This is a genomic window from Chitinophaga ginsengisoli, from assembly GCF_003014595.1.
Classification (GTDB): Bacteria; Bacteroidota; Bacteroidia; order Chitinophagales; family Chitinophagaceae; genus Chitinophaga; species Chitinophaga ginsengisoli.
In genome coordinates this window covers 194,114-212,634 of record NZ_PYGK01000005.1, presented here as the reverse complement: position 1 = coordinate 212,634, position 18,521 = coordinate 194,114, and the positions used below count along the sequence as shown (strand labels likewise).

The 18,521-nt window shown below is 45.5% G+C and carries 13 protein-coding genes; 8 read left to right on the top strand and 5 right to left on the bottom strand.

Annotation, left to right across the window (positions count from 1 at the left end; all coding sequences use genetic code 11):
* Positions 1 to 2 precede the first annotated feature (2 nt).
* The 4 genes from CLV42_RS14415 to CLV42_RS14400 all read right to left on the bottom strand — a co-directional run bounded on the left by CLV42_RS14415 (position 3) and on the right by CLV42_RS14400 (position 5,319).
* Complete coding sequence (locus CLV42_RS14415) at positions 3 to 875, bottom strand: hypothetical protein (RefSeq protein ID WP_106602629.1); 873 nt, start codon at positions 873 to 875, stop codon at positions 3 to 5.
* A gap of 92 nt (positions 876 to 967) precedes the next feature.
* Positions 968 to 2,341 (bottom strand): DUF5458 family protein, encoded by a 1,374-nt coding sequence (locus tag CLV42_RS14410; protein ID WP_106602628.1) that lies wholly within the window; start codon positions 2,339 to 2,341, stop codon positions 968 to 970.
* A gap of 23 nt (positions 2,342 to 2,364) precedes the next feature.
* On the bottom strand, positions 2,365 to 2,811 hold the full coding sequence (locus tag CLV42_RS14405; RefSeq protein WP_106602627.1) for a hypothetical protein: 447 nt from the start codon (positions 2,809 to 2,811) through the stop codon (positions 2,365 to 2,367).
* Between the two features lie 54 nt (positions 2,812 to 2,865).
* Positions 2,866 to 5,319, bottom strand: coding sequence for an AAA family ATPase (locus CLV42_RS14400; protein WP_106602626.1), 2,454 nt, complete (start codon positions 5,317 to 5,319; stop codon positions 2,866 to 2,868).
* Between the two features lie 1,008 nt (positions 5,320 to 6,327).
* On the opposite strand from CLV42_RS14400, the gene tssD reads away from it, so the two are divergent.
* From tssD to CLV42_RS14365, 7 genes are all read left to right on the top strand, one after another.
* Complete coding sequence (gene tssD, locus CLV42_RS14395; protein WP_106602880.1) at positions 6,328 to 6,720, top strand: type VI secretion system tube protein TssD; 393 nt, start codon at positions 6,328 to 6,330, stop codon at positions 6,718 to 6,720.
* A gap of 84 nt (positions 6,721 to 6,804) precedes the next feature.
* The gene (locus CLV42_RS14390; RefSeq protein WP_170117515.1) at positions 6,805 to 7,302 is read left to right on the top strand and encodes a type VI secretion system amidase effector protein Tae4; all 498 of its coding nucleotides are present in this window, start codon (positions 6,805 to 6,807) and stop codon (positions 7,300 to 7,302) included.
* A gap of 7 nt (positions 7,303 to 7,309) precedes the next feature.
* Entirely contained in the window at positions 7,310 to 8,119 is an 810-nt protein-coding gene (locus CLV42_RS14385) for a hypothetical protein (RefSeq protein WP_106602625.1), read from the top strand.
* 73 nt (positions 8,120 to 8,192) lie between these two features.
* On the top strand, positions 8,193 to 10,046 hold the full coding sequence (locus CLV42_RS14380) for a type VI secretion system Vgr family protein (protein WP_106602624.1): 1,854 nt from the start codon (positions 8,193 to 8,195) through the stop codon (positions 10,044 to 10,046).
* A gap of 9 nt (positions 10,047 to 10,055) precedes the next feature.
* Complete coding sequence (locus CLV42_RS14375; RefSeq protein ID WP_106602623.1) at positions 10,056 to 11,438, top strand: hypothetical protein; 1,383 nt, start codon at positions 10,056 to 10,058, stop codon at positions 11,436 to 11,438.
* Positions 11,439 to 11,443: 5 nt separating this feature from the next.
* The gene (locus tag CLV42_RS14370) at positions 11,444 to 15,541 is read left to right on the top strand and encodes a DUF6531 domain-containing protein (protein WP_106602622.1); all 4,098 of its coding nucleotides are present in this window, start codon (positions 11,444 to 11,446) and stop codon (positions 15,539 to 15,541) included.
* 9 nt (positions 15,542 to 15,550) lie between these two features.
* Positions 15,551 to 16,477, top strand: a complete 927-nt coding sequence (locus CLV42_RS14365; RefSeq protein ID WP_106602621.1) for a hypothetical protein — start codon at positions 15,551 to 15,553, stop codon at positions 16,475 to 16,477.
* Positions 16,478 to 16,639: 162 nt separating this feature from the next.
* On the opposite strand, the gene CLV42_RS14360 is transcribed toward CLV42_RS14365, so the two are convergent.
* Positions 16,640 to 17,503 (bottom strand): DUF1266 domain-containing protein, encoded by an 864-nt coding sequence (locus tag CLV42_RS14360; RefSeq protein WP_106602620.1) that lies wholly within the window; start codon positions 17,501 to 17,503, stop codon positions 16,640 to 16,642.
* 335 nt (positions 17,504 to 17,838) lie between these two features.
* On the opposite strand from CLV42_RS14360, the gene CLV42_RS14355 reads away from it, so the two are divergent.
* Positions 17,839 to 18,477, top strand: coding sequence for a peroxiredoxin family protein (locus tag CLV42_RS14355; RefSeq protein ID WP_106602619.1), 639 nt, complete (start codon positions 17,839 to 17,841; stop codon positions 18,475 to 18,477).
* Positions 18,478 to 18,521: the final 44 nt, after the last annotated feature.

Sequence of the window (18,521 nt, the reverse complement as noted above, 5' to 3'; positions counted from 1 at the left end):
GACTATTTGCTGATCATATACTTTGGCAAGGCACTTACAGGTGTATACAGCACCACCTGGTTTTCACTGGCTTTGTTGTACATCACCAGGATGATCTCATCCTCCTTTTTAAAATCCCGCGCAGCGGTAACGAATACGATATTTTCATCGGCCTTACCAGCAATTGAAGATGCTCCTTTCCTGTAAAGCACCGGCATGGTGAACAAAGCAGCAGTATCTGCCTTCGTCTTGTGCATGAGTGTTATTTTCCTGATCACATAGGCGTTCCCCGAACGGTTCCTGATATGATAGCTGTAATATACCAGGTTGTTGAGGTTCATTGCCTGGGAAAAGCTCACTGTAATACCGTCTGCTGTTGTTTCATACTGGTGACCACCCTTTCGCTGCTTCCGGAAATCTTCTGCGATGTTACCCACTGTTACGGTGTCAATACCTGACGCGGCAACCGCAGCATCGTCGTTCTCTGTGGCATTATCCTCAGGCGGTGCAACAGTGGGATGCTCTCCTGTACCGGTATTGTTAGCACCGGTCTTAGCGGAACCACCTGCAGAAAGATTGTATTTCAACCGGGATAATTCTGCTTTATCACGGAATGCCAGTATCAGGTAATGTATGTTATTTCCTTCCCTGATCACCAGGTTGGTGGCTTTAGGATTAGCTACTGTTGGCCGTATGAATACTACGTTACCATCTACTATGCGATAATCATAATCTGAATTCTTACCATCTCCGATCTGGAATGTAGTGATTGCTGATCCACAGGTAATAAGGGTGACAGCGCCTTTAGTTGTAATAATGCTATCTGTCTGTGATTGTCCAAGCGCATTGCACCATGACAACAGAAAACAGAAGACGCCTGTTAAGACATACTTCATCTGATAATCTTTTCCTTGCTTTTAATTTTAAAAATGATGAAAAAACAGTGAAGCTGAAGACCATGCTTTCATTCAGCTTCACTATTTTCATATCAGGATTTATCCTGTTCATATTCGGTATCCCATTCTGTTGCATCTTCCCCTTTATGACCTTCCATTTTGATCATGAAGTTCTTGGCAGGGAAGTATGGTTTCAGATGTATATTGAGGTGAATACGATCTTTCTGAATAGGATCCTGTTCAAACTTACGGACGTTAAAGTCTTCGATCAGTTTTTCAGGTCCGGTGATGCTGTCGAGGAAACGGATGATCTGTTTCATCAGGTCCTTACGCGTGTTCGCATTGAAGTTCTCGAATGCACGGCGGTTCAGGAAATCCATCAGCACTTTGGTAACGTAGTCGAACACACGCACTACGGAGTAGGTCTGTAAACCGATGTTGTCACCATTGAATAAGGTCTTGGCGCTGAAGGCCATTACCTTGCCGTACTCCTTCACCATAGGGATCAGGCCCATTTTTTCCAGACTGGCAATTTCACTCTTCTTCAGTTCAAACCGCACACCATCCACTTCATTCATTCCACCAAATTTCTTACCAGCGGTTACCTGCGACATCAACGTTTTGTACACCTTACCAGCCAATGCACCAGATGGAGGAACATAGAGGTTGTCCTGTTCATTGATCTCATCAAACTTACCGCGGCCTACCAGCCAGTTACAGGTCATCATGACATTGGAACGATGTATTTCACCACCGGTCAGGTTTGCAATTTCAAACATCTCCATGACGTCATCAGGTGCATCGAGATGAGAGAAATCTGTTACCAGCATCACCTTATTCTCATAAGCGATCTTTGCCCATTTCTCCAGCACCTTGTTGGAGCCGAGATAACCGGGTATTACCAGCAGACTATAGTTATCACGCAGATCGAGACGGTCATAGTTGCTGACCAGCTCCTGGTGAATAGCATCGAAGAAGCGGGTGTTGTCCAGGTCTTTCAGCTGGTCAGGTTCTGCGTTGATGAACGCAATGTTCTTCACTTTATCTGATTCCGTATTCTTGAAGAAGAGGGCCACGTTACGGTAGGATTGTTCGAGTTCGCGGGTAACTTCTACCGCTTCTCCCAGGTTGTTGTTCAACACTCTTTCTGCCTGTTCTGAATGTTCAGTACAGTAGCTGACCATATCTGGCAGGTCCTGTGCTTCCGTCAGTACTTTCTCCCAGATTTCGAGGGTCTTCTTCAGTTTATCTCTCTCTCCTTTTTTGCTGCTTTCTGTTAGAAAGATATTACGGCGTGCCTTACGTTCGGGGCTGAGGTTCTGTACACCTTCTATGGTGCCTTCCAGCAGGTCAAAGCCTCCGTACTTGGCGAGTATATCTATATTTTCCTGCAGGGATGCGGGCTGCTGTTTCGCCGCTGTTTGCAGCGCTTCCGGCTGTTCCTGCTGTTTTTCTAATTCTGCCATAAGAACAAGTTGTCAGTTGTCAATTACTTATTATTCAGGTCTGCTACCAGTGCCCGGATAGATTCCAGTAATGCCTGCCTTGCAGCGGGATCCGCCAGGGCGGCCTTCAGCACTTTGTTTGTCTTCAGATGTTTCATGATCTTGAGGTACTGTTCCTTTTCCGTAGCGAGATTATCGAGGAAAGTACTCTGGGCGGTAATACCCTTCACACCAAAGTCGCCGAGGTTGTGGAACTCCAGGTTTTCGGGAATAGTACGACCTTCTGCGTCATGGAACAGCATGTTCACTGTAGGCTTGTAATGTTCGAATACTGCTTCTACATTAGTTAGTCCCTGCACTATTTCCGGTTTAACAGGTGTTTGCTGGGTTAACTTTTCAGCAAACAGGGTCCGGTTATGAGAGATCTCAACAATGGCCTCATTGGCGTCGAGTTTCACCTCGTTACCACCAATACCGTAATTGTCATTCATATCAATTGGTTTTTACAACAATAAATGTTCTATGGTCCTTTCTTCTGATCTTGCCTAAACTTCCTGAGCGCCGGTATGCCATTGCAGCGTACCCTGCGCGTCTACATCCAGCTTAACAGTCATGTGGGGTTGCAGGCTACCTTCTATGATCATACGAGACAAGGGCTTCCGTAACCTGCTACGGATCACTTCTTTCAATGGACGGGCACCATACAATGGCGAATATCCTTCTGCCGCCAGTTGTTCTCTTGCGGTGGCAGACACCTCCAGTGTGATCTGTTGTTGCGCAAGTAACTGCAGCAGATGTTTCAGATGAATATCAAATATCTTCACTACGTTCTCCTGCTGAATAGGGCCGAATGGTACGATCTCTGTGAGCCTGCCAAGGAATTCGGGTCTGAAATTCCGAGACATGATCTCCATCAACTGTTGGGAAGACGGTATTACTCCCTGTCTGAAAGATTGAGCAATAACATCGCTTCCGATATTGGAAGTGAACAGGACCAGGGCATTTGAAAAATCGCCTGTCTTACCCAGGCGGTCGTGCAATTTACCTTCATCCATTATCTGCAGGAAAATATCAAATACTGATGGATGCGCTTTTTCTATTTCATCAAACAGGACTACGGCATAGGGTTGCTGACGGATCTTGTTTACCAGCAATCCCCCTTCTTCATATCCAACATATCCCGGCGGAGCGCCATATAGTAATGCCGCCGAATGTTCTTCTTTAAATTCGGACATGTCAAACCTGATCATGCACCGTTCATCCTGGAACAAGAAGTCTGCCAAAGATTTTGCCAGCTCCGTTTTACCGGTACCGGTGGGCCCCAGGAAAAAGAATGAACCTATCGGCTGACCTGGTCTGCTGAGACCGGAGCGCGACTCCAGGATAGCCTCAGCAACTGTCTTCAATGCATGGTCCTGCCCTACTACCCTTTTCCGCAATTCGAGGTCCATATTCACCAGGCGTTCCCGTTCTCCCGACTGGATCTTACCCAAAGGAATGCCCGTACTTTCGGCGATCATCGTAGCTAAATCAGTGGCTGTTGCTTCGGTGTGCTGCATTTGCACCAATGGTTCCAGTTGCGAGATGATATTGTTTAATGCAGTGGTTAATGCAGGCACTTCATCGATCTTATATACATCCTGTGCTATCTGTAAACGGGTGGTCAGTAATGCACTGAAACGACGCATGCATTGCTGGTGCCACCACAGTAGCTCTTCTTTATTATCGCCTGCTGCTTCCAGCTTTACCTTCAGGTCTTCCAGCGTCTGTGCAGCAGTATCCTGGGTGGTGCGTATAGCTGCCAGCGTACGGTCCAGCAGGTTAATCGCGCTGTCTGGTAAGCTGCGTTCTTTGAGATAACGACGTGATAGTTTAATAGCTTCTGCAACCACATCTGGCGCTACCTTAAGATTGTAATAGCTTTCATAGTCAGGCATCACCGCCTGTATCATACGTGCAGCTGTTGACTCGTCCGGCTCGGATAATTGTATGATCTCAAAACAGTGACGTAACAGGTCATCGGGTTCTATCAGCTTGCGATATCCTTCCGGTGTACTGGTAGCGATCAGCGTAATATCTCCCTTATTCATGGCAGCCTTTAATACATTGCCGATGCCTCCGGCTGATCCTGGTTGTTTATCCAGCAGCGTATGCAGGTTATCAATAAATAACACATGTTTGCCGGCACCCTGCAACTGTGCAATGATCTGTTGCAGGCGGTCTTCCAGTTCATTCTTATAAGCAGCTCCTGCGATAAATGCGCCATAATCCAGTGCATAAACGTCGGTCTGCAGTAATTGCTGCGGCGCCTGTTTATTGATAATAGCGCGCGCCAGTGCATCTGCCAATGCGGTTTTACCAACCCCTCCTTCACCCGTTACCAGGATACTGGAACGCCCTTTACGTGTCAGTATCTCAAACATGGAACGCACTTCTGCATCTCGTCCGGCAAGGGCATGTTTGGTTTGCAGACGTTGCGGATCCGTAAGACGATAGATATATTTAAAGGCTGTTGTTTTACCTGTAACAACTGTCGTTTTAGGTGCAGCGTTATTATTCTCTTTTTTATTAAAGTGCGTGAGCAGTTGTGCTCTCTGCAGTGGGAATGTCTTTAACTGCTCAAATGAAAAACCTACGCCGGGTGTGCTGAGTGCAGTCAACACGCACCAGGCATCCGTAGTATCCAGATCATATTCCAGCCTTACCGCATCTGCTTCCTGCAACACATTTGCAGCGTAATCATCTGCCTCTGGTTCTTCCGGCGAACGACCTGTTTTGGGTATACTGTCCAACCTCACTTCTGCCCACTCCTCAAGATAGTAGGTATCCACATCCATGACCTGTAATTGTGTAACAAGACCGGTCTCCTTATGCAGACATGCCAATAGTAAATGAGCGGGCGTATAGTTCACGTGGTGATGTTCTTTTGCCAGCGCCTGTGCAATGCGTATTGCAGCCTGCACCTCGGGAGCATATATGGTATACGTAGTCAGGGTCATTTGGGTCGTCCAAGGTTTTTCAGTTAACTGTTTAAGGGTTACATAATATTACATAGATCTGTTACTCAAATGTAATATCGGGTTTTTATTAATTGAAGTAAAGATACAGCGAAAATGTATATGAAATATTTATTACGCACAGGAAAGAGGGATTAATATATTATACCATTTGTAAGTATCGTGTATACATCGTTTATACAGCTGTAACAGGGAATAATTATATAAAAAAAGAAATGAACAGATGATAAAAATAATGCAGGTGTTGATATCGTTTTGAAACGCATTTCATCTGTTTTGAGATCCGTTTGAGATTCGCTTGAGATTCGTTTGAGATTCGCTTATCCTCCCTTAATCTTCCCTTTAAAAGGGAGGATTAAGGGAGGATGAGGCTATCTCAAGCGAATCTCAAGCGAATCTCAAGCGAACATCGGCTATACATTCGAGGGACTCACATGGTTCCCTTGGGCGAAGAAACCGATTTTGTCGGTCGGGCACCTGTTTCATGGACCGGGGGTTGCGCTCCGCGCTACAAACAACACGGCCCCGCTGTGGCGTGACCGATTGAAGTGGATTCACCTGTATTTGATATGCATTAACCATGCCTTTGACATGCCTTTAACGTGGACCTAAACACGCTTTATACACGACGCATACCGGGCGTATACCAGAAGCATACCAGACGCATCGTTGGACTTAAACAAACAGTACCAGCGAACAGGACAATAACTTTATTCTTAATACCTGATTTTTGATAAAATAATTTACAATATGTCTCAGAATATTTATTTTCGTGCTGACCATGTATCTTTAATTGAGTAGTTATATTCGTTAATCCGGCATTTGAATTTAGTAACTATGGAAAAACCTGCCGCTGACAAAAGCAGTTAATCCAAGCGGGACCTACTGATGATGATTATACGTTGTCCCCAATTTCCATATACACCTTCATTTGCTGACATAAATAAATTTGTTAACAATACCATATTTATCAAGCTAAACCTCAAGGGTATGTCATTCAAAGCAGTATTGCGTTTAGATGGTGAAGAAATCAATGTACTGGATTGCCAGTTTTCTTTCGCTCAACATACAGACCACAATGGAAAACCAGCTGCCCGTCCTACGGGAGGAGCACTGACCGTGTTACTGGAATCAGATGGAAATACGAACCTCTTCGACTGGATGATCTCCAACACACAAACCAAGAGTGGCAGTATCGTCTTTTACCGTCGAGACGCTATGTCCAAGATGAAAGAACTGAAATTTACTGATGCCTATTGCGTAGAGTATGCTGAACATTTCAAGGCATCCGGCGATGTTCCCATGCAGATAAGACTTGTCCTATCTGCCCGGGAAGTGCAGCTGGGAAGTTCCACCTATCAGAATCCCTGGCCACAATCGTGATACATTGAGCACATTCCATTGCATTGTGTTCCCTGCGCTGTACGCACCAATGTAAACATGTCATTCTTTTAAAAACATGTATCCATGGCCCTGAAAAAATTTCCTGCTTTCAGCACATTGTGGTCAAGTTATCCACACGATTCCGAGGCGCCCCCCGGTAGTGCACATGCTATGCCTTGTGATGAAAAGGATAAGAATGGTTTCTTTCATTATGAAAACCAGTGCGCCATCCGTATGTCACACTGTCTCATCAAAGCTGGTATTTCATTAGCCAATTACACTGATCCAAAATGTAAACATGGCTATGCACGTGGTGCTGAAAGCCTGGCGACCTGGATCTGGCGCAATTTTGGTGAACCTCTGCGGGTAGATTGTGCCAACACTACACAAAAAAATGCCTTCATCACCAACCAGTATTGGTCAAAGAATGGCATTATTTTCTTCAAAGATTTCTATGGCACCAACAATACAGGCGATCATATTGATCTCCTGTATCATGTCAATACACAGATCAGAACGGCCACGGGTGATTATACGAATGACAGCCGCGTGAAACAGATCTGGTTCTGGGAAGTAAATTAAAAACTGTATGAAGATATTACACATCGTTTGTATCTCACTGTTATGTGCTGCCACCACTGCCTGCGCCCAAACGCAGGCCAGTAAAGTAGCGGTACAGGATGCCGTGTGGATGCCTAAGACCTACCTGGATGCCAGGAAAGTACATCCTCCGCAGGATACATTCTGGAAGACTGTCGACTTTGCGAAATACCTCAGTCCCGTGAGCGCATTGCGGATTGCTAATTCCAGCAAACAGCAGCAGGTCAGTGTGTATACTTATGGTGCAGAGAATTTTCCGATAGCAGTGACAGGCACTAACCACACCGGCACACGCAAGGAATGGCTGCTGGATAAACCCATCTTCACCGGAGGTCAGTCTGCAGTATATGATAGCGTACACTTCAGCCTGATCAGTCATAATAATGACCGGACAGACCTCTGGGTAGGACTGGTATACGAAGATGGTAAAAAGGATTCCATACAGCTGGCACCCGTTCCTAAAGAAGCTGCAGGTGCACCGCTATGGATGCATGCCAATAATTACCTGGCCTACTATTTCAAGGGAAAGCAGTTTGAGATCTATGATGACAAAGGCGCCCTGTTGTACGACAACGTAAAGACTGACTCCAATGGTGCTATCGAAGGATTGCCCGGGTATAAATCATGGAGTATTACGTCGAACAATATCTTCCAGATAACATCCGACAACCAGGGAGATGCCAGCATCTCCAGTTTCAATGTTGCCTTCAGGGGAGAGAATATCGCCTTGCAACCGGAACAGGCGACAGGATCATTGAATAAAGCACTTGTATTAAAAGAAAAAACAAATAAAAATTAAGTAGCAGGAATCAGGAACTTTTTAACACAGCAGGGTACACACTACCCCATTAGTAATTCCTAACATTTTTCCAATGGCACTGAATACAAAGACCTCATTTTCCATAGCCGGACAACAATTCGAGACGTTCAACACGATCGAGTTGAGACAATACATCAACGACCATCACGAGTTTGAAATATATGTGAGCTACGACTGGTTTGAAAAACTGGGCGGCGGCATGTCTGGCGCTGCCAATAAATTCCTGGGTGAAGAAGTAGAGATCACCGTAGCGCCCGCAGAACAATTATCCGGCGTCAAAGATCTCATCTTTAAAGGGCTCGTGACCAATATCACCACAGGTAAAGTTGGTGATGGTACACATGGCCACTGTATCATCCGTGGGCACAGCCCCAGCATTCTGCTGGATGATGACCTGCATATTGCTGCTTATGAGAACAAGTCCTTGTCGGATATTATCTCTGCGACTGTTAAGAGTTATCCGCCGAATGTGTTGAAAACATCCATCAACCCGGAGACAAAGGAAACACAGAAATATGTGGTGCAGTATAAGGAAAGCTCCCAGACCTTTATTACGCGACTGGCAGAACGCCATGGAGAATGGTTCTTCTATGACGGCCAACAACAGATCTTCGGCAAGTTCTCTCCGCAGAAGGTGACACTGACACACCAGGTAGACCTGCTTGATTTCAACATCGCGTTGTCTGTATTGCCTAACAATGCCAAACTGAATGGATATGATTACCGCCAGGATAAAGTTGTGGAAGATACCACTCAATCCAAAGAAACAGGTAAGCTCAACGCCTACTCACAACATGCCAGCGATATCAGTAGTAAGCTGTATAGCCGCGAAGGCTTGTATAAGATGAACTATGCTTTTAACAGCAGTGCGAAATCGCAGATGGACAAACTGGCTACCCTGCAGAAAAAAGGTAAGTTGGCCAAAATGGTGAGCCTCAAGGGCAGCAGCACCAATCCATCTTTCCGTATTGGCGATACAGTGAGTATTAAGGAATCTGCGTTCGGACAGGAACAGCATCATGGTGAATTCATGATCACCAATATCCGTCATTATTGTGGGGCTAATGGTAGCTATCATAATATGTTCGAAGGCATTCCTGCTGATGCAGCCGCCCCTCATGTGAACCTCAGTAACATTCCTTATACAGAGCCGCAATCGGCCGTTGTGACCGACAATAACGACCCTAAAGGACTGGGGCGTATCCGTGTACGCTTCCGCTGGATGCAACAGGGACAGACGCCATGGGTACGTGTAGTATCAGCCTCCGGTGGCGGCGATAAAGGTATGTTCATTATGCCGGAAGTGGGAGAAGAAGTGATTACGGAATTTGAAGGCGGTAACCCCGAACAACCTTTTGTAATAGGCGCTACCTACAATGGCGGTGCCAAAAGCAGTTATGGTAATTCCGGCAATGATATGAAGGCACTGAAAACAAGAAGTGGTAATACCATACTGCTGAATGATGCTACCGGTAGTATTACTGTGACCGATAAAAATGGCAGCAGTATGGCAATGGACGGTGCAGGTAATATTACAGTCAGCTCCCAGACATTGATCACAGTGAAAACAGAAGATCATATTGTGGTGGAAGCTCCGAATAAGATAGAGCTTAAATCCAAAGAGATCCATCTGATAGGGTCGGAGAAAGTATTCATCGGCGAACAGAATGCCAGCATACTGGTGGATAATGCGGCCAACAATATTGAGAGCGGCGCCAAGACCATTACCTCTGCGGCAGACGATGCCAATACGGTTTCCAGCCAATCCAACCTGTACATTGATACAAAAAACCTTTATGCCGCCGGTGAGCAGATAGTGAACATTGACAGCAGTAAAGGGAATGTGAAAATAGATGGAAAGGTAACTACTGATATAGTAGGTGGTATGCTCAATCTGAATTGTTAAACACATCCTATGAACGAGCACAATCCTATAGCACAATTAGTCAATCTCATCCAGCGGCAATGGATGGAGAAAACCGCCAATAAACCAGCACTCCGATTTGTACGGTTTATCATCAAACCGGAAGAAGCACGTGTGTATGAAGGTTTCTGTAAACTCGAATCTTCAGAACACGGCAGCCTGCCGGAAGTATTTGTTACCCAGTTCACAGACTTTGAAGATGAAGATACCTACAGTGCAGCCCTGATCAAAGACTGGCTGAACACGTATGAAAAAAGTATGGCGCTGGTAGAACAGGTGAATCAGCGGGCACTCTTTGCCTGGGATCCCCGCCCTTTTAAACAGCTGCTGGAACGTAACAATGGCGCGCCGATGGATGATGTACTGTTATCCTTGTTGGGCAGCTTCCGGAACACATTACCACAGCAACATAAACAACTGGTACTTGCATTGATACCCCGGCAGGTCAGCAGTACAAAAGCCATGAAAAACTGGATCGCTACCTTGCTGAAGAAAGGTATTCCTGCTGGCGTGAAACTGCTGGTCATCGATCATGTGAATGTGGATCACTTCGCTTTTCAGGAGCGTCAGTTCCCTGACATGATCTGTAGCATCCATGTACCGATGGACCTGCAGGGTGCTATACAGAAACTGGCTACCACCGGCAATCCCAATGACCCGGAGATTATGCTGCGTAAATGTGTGTTTGAAATGGGTGCAGCGCTGAAAGATAAGGACATTAAACGCCTTCACCGCTGGGGACAGCAGGCGTTGGACTCCACACAAAGGAGTGGTAACAAAGGTTTGTTTGCTACGGCCCATATCATGTACGCAGGCATGTTATTTCATTTTAAGAAAGACCCGAAAATACCTGAACTGCTGGAACGCGGACAACGTATTGCCAAACTGGGTGTACAGATGAAAGACGGTGCATGTCTGCCACTCCTCGTGCAGTTCTATGGCTATCATGGCGCCTATGCACAGATACGCCGTCGTTTTACGGAAGCTATCAACTGGTTCATTCAACAGGCGGAATTGGCCGAGCAACATAAATTCTCACAACAGTCGCTGAATGCTTGGTACCAGGCAGCAGAGCTGTGCAGAAGGAAGGACAGCGGCAGGTACTATGACGTGCTGGAAAAGGGGTACAAAGCCGGTCTACATCTATCTGACGAAGAGATCAGCGCATCTATCTATATATACCTGCTGCGTGATTACTATGACTATGCACATGCGCATCGCCAACATGATATCGTGCAGGCCATAGACGAAAAAATGGGCAGAGTGTTTGGTAATGACTGGAAAACAGATGTAGATACTATCCGGAAGAACCGTGAGCCGATGATCCTTCCGCTTGAAATGGAACAAACCGAGACACTTCAGCCTCAAAAATAAAGCTTATGCTGGTCAGCAATAAACATTTTATTCCCGTAATAGGGCTCGACATACATATTGTTATCCTGCTGGGATTTCCCATTCCCCTACCCCATCCTTACATTGGTTTTGTATTGGACCCGATGGATTACATTCCATTTATGGGCGCCAGCACCAAGGTGAATCACGTACCCAGAGGCGTAAGTGATACAAGCGGTATCATTGTGATACTATTCCATTTTCCAATGGGAGGACCGTGGCTGCTGGCGCCAATGATCGGCCACGATTCTGTTAACTTCTTTGGTAGTAAGAAGGTGAAAGCCGAGGGTAGATTACTCAGTCCTACAGGACATATGCTGATGACCTGTAACGATATTGGCATTCCTCTTTCCCTGCAACCAGGTAAGAAGCTGAAGCCTATTCCCAGCATGTACCTGCCCACCTCCTTCACCATTCCACTTTCATTTGGCAAACCGGTGATGGTGGGCGGTCCTTATGTGCCCGACTGGGCAGGTGTATTGATGAACCTTGTGATGTCGTTCGGGTTTGGCGCATTGATGAAAGGACTGGGTAAGCTAGGCAGGAAAGGACTCACCAAATTCAATCATGCGCTGAAAGGAAAATTAGGGAGCAATAAACTGAGTAACGCATTATGTAAAAAAGGGTTTGAACCGGTTGACCTCGTACAGGGTATCGTCATCTATGACGGGACTGATTTTGAATTACCAGGTCCGATCCCCATTAAATGGGACAGATCATGGAATAGCGATAGCCCATTTACCGGTGCACTGGGACACGGCACACACCTTTGTTATGATATGCGTGTGGAGGAATTCCTGCATGACGATGCCGTGGTAGTATTGCTGGGAGATGGTCGCAGCGCAGTGTTTGATGCATTATATGGCAGTGGCGACAGCGATTATAACCGGCATGAAAGGATGACGCTGAAGCGGACAGATATTGACGAATACCAGCTGTATAATCATGAAGAGGGATTGTATTACACCTTCCGTAAAGCATCTCAAGACATCACGCAGTATCATCTTTCTAGTATTCACAATAAAGCGCAGTTCATGATCAGCTTCCACTATAATCATCGTGGAGCGCTCGTACGGATCATAGACAGCGCTGGCAGGCATCTGCATATCAGCAGTGATACTGCAGGGCGTATTACCCGTGTAACAGCCCATCACCGAGGACAGGAAAAACTGCTTATCAGCTATGCCTATAATGAAGCCGGCGATCTTACAGACATTATCGATCCGCTGGGACAGACTACTGCCATCATCTACCGTGATCACCTGATGACAAAAAAGACAGACCGGAACGGGCAATCTTTTTACTGGGAGTATGACAAACAACGCCGTTGTGTGCATACATGGGGCGATGGCGGAATACTAGAGGGACATATTGAGTATTATCCGAAAGAAGGGTACAATCTTGTTACCAATTCACTGGAGCAAACCACTACCTACTATTATACCCCTGATTTTGTTGTATACCAGGAGAAAGATCCACTGGGATATTCTACGTTCACAGAATATACACCGGATTTCGAAATATACAGGGAAATAGATGAGGAAGGCAACGTAACAGGTTATACTTATGATGAAGAAGGCCGCTGCACTTCTATTGTTACGCCAGATGGCAGTATATCCGTATATGCCTACGATGATATGGGTCATCTTTCCTTAGCTACAGACGCACAGGGCAATAGCAGGTCTTATGTATTTCATAAAGACAACGGACTACTGCATTCTCTTACGGAAGCAGACGGTTCCCTTTTATTGTTCGAATACAACGAGCGGCGACTGGTCAGCAAAATAGCAGGATTTAAAGGAGGCACCACCATACTGGCATATGATGAAGACTGCAACTTAACATCGCTTACGCTTCCGGACGGAGGAGAAGCTACCTGGCAATATGATGCATGGGGACGAAGTCTGCGTGCAGCCAATCCGCTGGGCCAGGAAGAATTGTTCCGGTATGATGCATTGGGCCGTGTGATTGAAATCAATACACCGGATGGTAATCGCCTGCAACTGCAATATGACGCATATGATAATGTAGTACGCGCTGTCGATAAACAACGCGATATTAAATATACCTATACTCCGCTCGGAAGTCTGAAAACGCGGGAAGAGAACAATGCCAGGGTACATTTCCTGTATAACACGGAAGAAGAGCTAAATACCGTGATAAATGAGCATGGAGAAGCTTTCAGGATCCATCGCGATATGCGTGGCGACATTATACAGGAAACAGGGTTTGATGGTATTACAAAGCATTACGAGCGGGATGCAGCAGGTAAAGTGATCAAGGTACGCCGGGCAGGAGGTAGATATACCGATGTCGAATATAACGCCAATGGTCTGCCAACCAGGATCGAACATCATGATGGTAGCTGGGAGATATTCAGTTACGACAGCAATGGTCTCCTTGTTGAGGCAGTGAATGAATATAACACCGTCAGGTTTACCCGTGATGCACTTGGCCGTGTGAGGGAAGAGTGGCAGAACGGTCACCTTGTAAGCAGTGTTTACGACAAGCAGGGAAGACGTAAAAGCATCAGCAGCTCACTGGGGGCACAGATTGATCTGCAACGCGACCGCATAGGCGCAATGACAGGTATAACAGCTGTTGCAGAGGGAATAATCAAGCCCTGGTCAGCTCAGATACAACGTAACCTGCTTGGACTTGAAATTGAAAGGACGCTGTCCGGAGGCGTTAAAAGTCACCGTACTTACGATCAGACGGGACTGTTGGCCAGTCATACTGTTACAAGTGGTACACGCACAACACGCAGCCGTCATTATCGCTGGGATGCGAATGAACGCTTACGCCAGATAGTAAATGCACTGGAGAATGGCGCACTTACTAAATATGGACATGATGATTTCGGCAACCTTGCCTGGGCGCAATATGAAAACGGGCAGTTTGATTATCGCCTGCCGGACAAGGCCGGAAATCTGTATCGCAGTACTGAGCGAAATGACAGGAAATATAACGCCGGCGGAAAGTTACAGGAAACAGCCAATGCAAGGTTCAAATATGATGAAGAAGGTAATCTCATTGAAAAGCTCACAAAAGATCTTGCATTGTGGAGATACGAATGGTATGCGAACGGCATGCTCAAAAAAGTGATACGCCCCGACAAACGGGAAGTGAGTTTCGAATATGATGCATTAGGCCGGCGTACAGCCAAAATATACCAGCAGGATATCACCCGCTGGATATGGGATGGAGATGTTCCATTGCATGAATGGAAATATCCCGTTTCCCAACGGCCGGTTACCCTCATTGATGATATGGGAAATGTGATCACTGAACCGGAACCCATGCCTGCTGCATCACTGACCACGTGGGTCTTTGAAGCAGAATCTGCCGTACCCGCGGCAAAGATCGTTGATGGGAATAGTTATTCCATCATTACAGATCATCTTGGTACTCCCTGCGAAGCCTTTGATGAAAATGGAGAGCAGATATGGTCATGCGAATTGGATATTTATGGAAACGTACGTAAGTTAGCAGGCAATAAAACGTTCATACCGTTCAGGTACCAGGGGCAGTATGAAGACATAGAAACGGGGTTATGTTACAATCGGTACAGATATTACAGTCCTGACGAAGGCCTGTATATCAGCCAGGATCCTGCGGCACCTTTAGGCGGTATCAGATTCTACAGTTATGTAAAAGACCCCAATTCCTGGGTTGATATATTTGGCCTGGTAGCAGGTCCCCCAAGCTTGCCTAACGTTCCTGGTATATATATTATTACAAACGGAACAGAATCATATGTAGGCAGCGCGGGTATAGGTGCACAAGGTATGCATCAGCGTGTATCGGATGTAGATCACGCCAATGCACAATACCTGCTGAATAAACCAGGTACCACGGTACATTATGTAAAAGTTGACCTCGGTACTGCCACAAATGGCAGCCAGAGAAATAATATGTTGCGTTATTTTGAGCAGGCGGAGTATGATAAACAGGTGGCAAGAGGATTCACGATGTTAAACGATCCGAATAGCCGTATCCAGGCCATTAAAAAGAAACCATACGCGGAGAGACTGATACAGCGCCATGGCGCCAGAGCATCAAAGAGAAGAATTAAATGTAGGTAAATCGAAAATATGGAGAATAAAGACAGTATCATTTCCACAAGAAAGATCTCTTACTATCCGTCAGGAAAAGAAACGCTTTGTATAGGTAGTAAGGACAGAGCAAGGATATTTGAAGAAGACGGTGCTACAAGGCTATCCTGGGATCAGGAACCAGCAGCAGGTGATTATAAGAAGATCCACGCATTGCGCTTATTACCCAATAAAGCGCAGGCAGGAAAAGGCAAATTCCCGGCATATATAAAAGCGCTGGAACAGCTTTCTTTCCTGGAAATTCCATTACCTTTTCTGTCGGTTATAAAACAGGAAGATCTTCCGGCGGGATTAAAAACGCTGATGATATCGAACACAGAAGAATATGCAGAACTGGTCACAAAACAGTTACCAGAGTGGCCGGGGCTCAAACTGCCAGGGCTGAAGGCGGTGATATTCTTCAATACATTTGGTTCTGCAGAATTACCGTCCCTGTTAAATATTTCGCAGGAGCATGTTCCTTCACTGGAATACCTGGCGTGCCGCATGGATAAAAAAGGAAAGATCCTGAAAGACATAGAACAATTCACGTCCCTGCGACACCTGGAAGTGGAGTTTGCATATGGTTTCGATATTATGTCAAGTATTAACAGCCCATTGGAGGCATTGTCGATAATAGGTGCAGATAAAGGTTTTCCCACAGATAAATTATCACTGCTGAAGAAACTGCAGACCGTATTCCTGAATGGGATATCTGCCGTAATAGATTGTAATGTATTTACAACCTTGCCCGATCTTCAGGAAGTAAATGTGATCAATTCAAAAAAGATCGAACATCCGGAAGCTTTATTGGCCTGTAAGAAACTAAAAAATATCATGTTCGTCAATTGCGGTAAACCATTCAAAAAGATCAGCGACCAGTTCCTGCCCGAACGTTATGACAGACTTAACATCCAGTTTTCATAATTACAGGATCAATGCAGGTAATTGCCCGTAGACGGCATGCCTGTAGCGGGAACTGTAATATACTGGCAACACATCCGCAGTAACAGTAACGAATAATGGCAAGCAAAATAAAAAGCGCCCGAATCAGTAATTGATGCGGGCGCTGTACATTATTACTGTCAATTATTTTACCGGCATGTAAGTATAGATGCTGTACTTACCTTCCAGCATACCCGCTACTTCTTTTCTGAAGCGATCAGTATCGCTTTCACTACCACCCCAGAACTCACGTCCCAACAGAAAATCGTTGAAATAAGCCTTCCAGTCGCTGTATTGCGACTGTACTACCTGCGGTGCCTTCTGTAACCAGGCAGTTGCTTCTCCCCTGTTTAAATAACCTGCCTGATAGGCTACGCAGATGTTGTTGATATAACGGGCAATATCCCAGGCTTTAATACCTGCCTTGCTGAATTCAGTATAATGACCTTTAATAAACTGTATACCTGGAATGTCTGTCTTTGACAGTTTATATTTAGCGAGGTCGATAGTCGCCAGGTCTGCACCGGCACCGCCGTTTTCATCCAGCGCTTTACGGTATTGCGCGTATTGCGCCTGATGTCCTTCATCCAGTAACCAGTCCAGCGATTTCTCCAGTTCTGCAACATTGTGGATATCCCAATAGTCGGCCAGCGTTGCTTTTGCTTCCTTACCCTCTTTATCATCTTCCGGTTTAAACGGGAAGATAAAGTACCTGCTGTAGGCAGCCTGTATGGATTTGGAGAAGGAGTCTGAACCGGGTTCTCCCTGTACTGCCGGTTTGATCAGCGCATCGAAAGTGCGTTCAGGACCGCCGTAACCATGTACGAAGTATACACCTGCCAGCATAAAGGGATATAATTCACCATTCCTGATAATGGGCGCATCGTTGGTGGCAGCTACCTGCACCTGTTTGTCCTTGTCCTGTTTATTGTTATTACTGTTACATCCTGCCATGCTGATAGCCAGTAAACAGATGGCCGGGATGATACTTGACTGAATTCCTTTCATGTAGCGTTATTTTGATGAACATAGAAGCATCAAATATAAAACTTTTCAAATTCTTTAAAATATGACAACTGATTATCAATAACTTAATAAATACCCTACAAAACTTGTAGGGTATTAGAAAAATAGTGCTATATTTGTGTTGTCAATACAGGCAATCACGTAAAATACAAGTTCAAATGCGTCACTTACGAATGCAGTATAAAATAAAGACCTCCGACGTCTGTTGTAGCTGATAACCTCATTGCCGCTGATTATCCGCCGGCAACCGTTTCATAAAAGTCATTACAACCATTCTATTTAATCACTGTTTACCAACCATCCCTTAAATTTATTTTATGTCTAACAACTTCAACAGATACGCAGATCTTTCTCCTGAGTTTGAGCTTGAATACGTGAAGAAAGCCTATAAGACGAGAACGCTCATCAGTCCTTTACATGCAGGAGATACTTTGCCTGCATTCCATATAAATAAGAAGAATATAATTGCCACTTCAGATATCTTAAAGTCTGTACAGGGTTTACAACCTGTTACACAACTGATAGACCGTCCGCTGGTACTGGTTTTCCACTCTATTCACTGGAATGGTTATGGTAAGAAGTTACTGGAAGAGCTGAACGATATATATGCAGACATTCGCGTAATGGGTGGTCAACTGCTGCTGGTAACAACTGATGAAAAGCAGGATTTCGAGGCAGCTACAGCAGGATTGCAACTGCCTTTCGCCAGCATCTGGGATCAGCATAATCTGATTGCAGGGAAAGCAGGTTTGCACTCTGCTACTGACCCTATCTGGGACAGGATATCTGGTGTGAATGAAGATGTACCTGTGCCGGCCATTTATGTACTGACACCTTCGCTGAAGATCGTGTACAGCGCAGTAGATTTGTGGCTGGAAAAGTCCATCGAAAAGAGAGATTTGCTCTCCGCAGTGTATGAGGCAAGTCACCAGAGATCACATGGAATAGCTATATAGAACACATATCAGAAAAAACGAATAAAGCCCTGCCCGCCGGAAGT

Bases quoted from the DNA above. Each gene is read 5' to 3' on its own strand.
- CLV42_RS14370 (WP_106602622.1), top strand. From the start codon at position 11,444: ATGCTGGTCAGCAATAAACATTTTATTCCCGTAATAGGGCTCGACATA.
- CLV42_RS14365 (WP_106602621.1), top strand. From the start codon at position 15,551: ATGGAGAATAAAGACAGTATCATTTCCACAAGAAAGATCTCTTACTAT.
- tssD (WP_106602880.1), top strand. From the start codon at position 6,328: ATGTCATTCAAAGCAGTATTGCGTTTAGATGGTGAAGAAATCAATGTA.
- CLV42_RS14405 (WP_106602627.1), bottom strand. From the start codon at position 2,811: ATGAATGACAATTACGGTATTGGTGGTAACGAGGTGAAACTCGACGCC.
- CLV42_RS14390 (WP_170117515.1), top strand. From the start codon at position 6,805: ATGGCCCTGAAAAAATTTCCTGCTTTCAGCACATTGTGGTCAAGTTAT.
- CLV42_RS14380 (WP_106602624.1), top strand. From the start codon at position 8,193: ATGGCACTGAATACAAAGACCTCATTTTCCATAGCCGGACAACAATTC.
- CLV42_RS14385 (WP_106602625.1), top strand. From the start codon at position 7,310: ATGAAGATATTACACATCGTTTGTATCTCACTGTTATGTGCTGCCACC.
- CLV42_RS14400 (WP_106602626.1), bottom strand. From the start codon at position 5,319: ATGACCCTGACTACGTATACCATATATGCTCCCGAGGTGCAGGCTGCA.
- CLV42_RS14355 (WP_106602619.1), top strand. From the start codon at position 17,839: ATGTCTAACAACTTCAACAGATACGCAGATCTTTCTCCTGAGTTTGAG.
- CLV42_RS14375 (WP_106602623.1), top strand. From the start codon at position 10,056: ATGAACGAGCACAATCCTATAGCACAATTAGTCAATCTCATCCAGCGG.
- CLV42_RS14410 (WP_106602628.1), bottom strand. From the start codon at position 2,341: ATGGCAGAATTAGAAAAACAGCAGGAACAGCCGGAAGCGCTGCAAACA.
- CLV42_RS14360 (WP_106602620.1), bottom strand. From the start codon at position 17,503: ATGAAAGGAATTCAGTCAAGTATCATCCCGGCCATCTGTTTACTGGCT.
- CLV42_RS14415 (WP_106602629.1), bottom strand. From the start codon at position 875: ATGAAGTATGTCTTAACAGGCGTCTTCTGTTTTCTGTTGTCATGGTGC.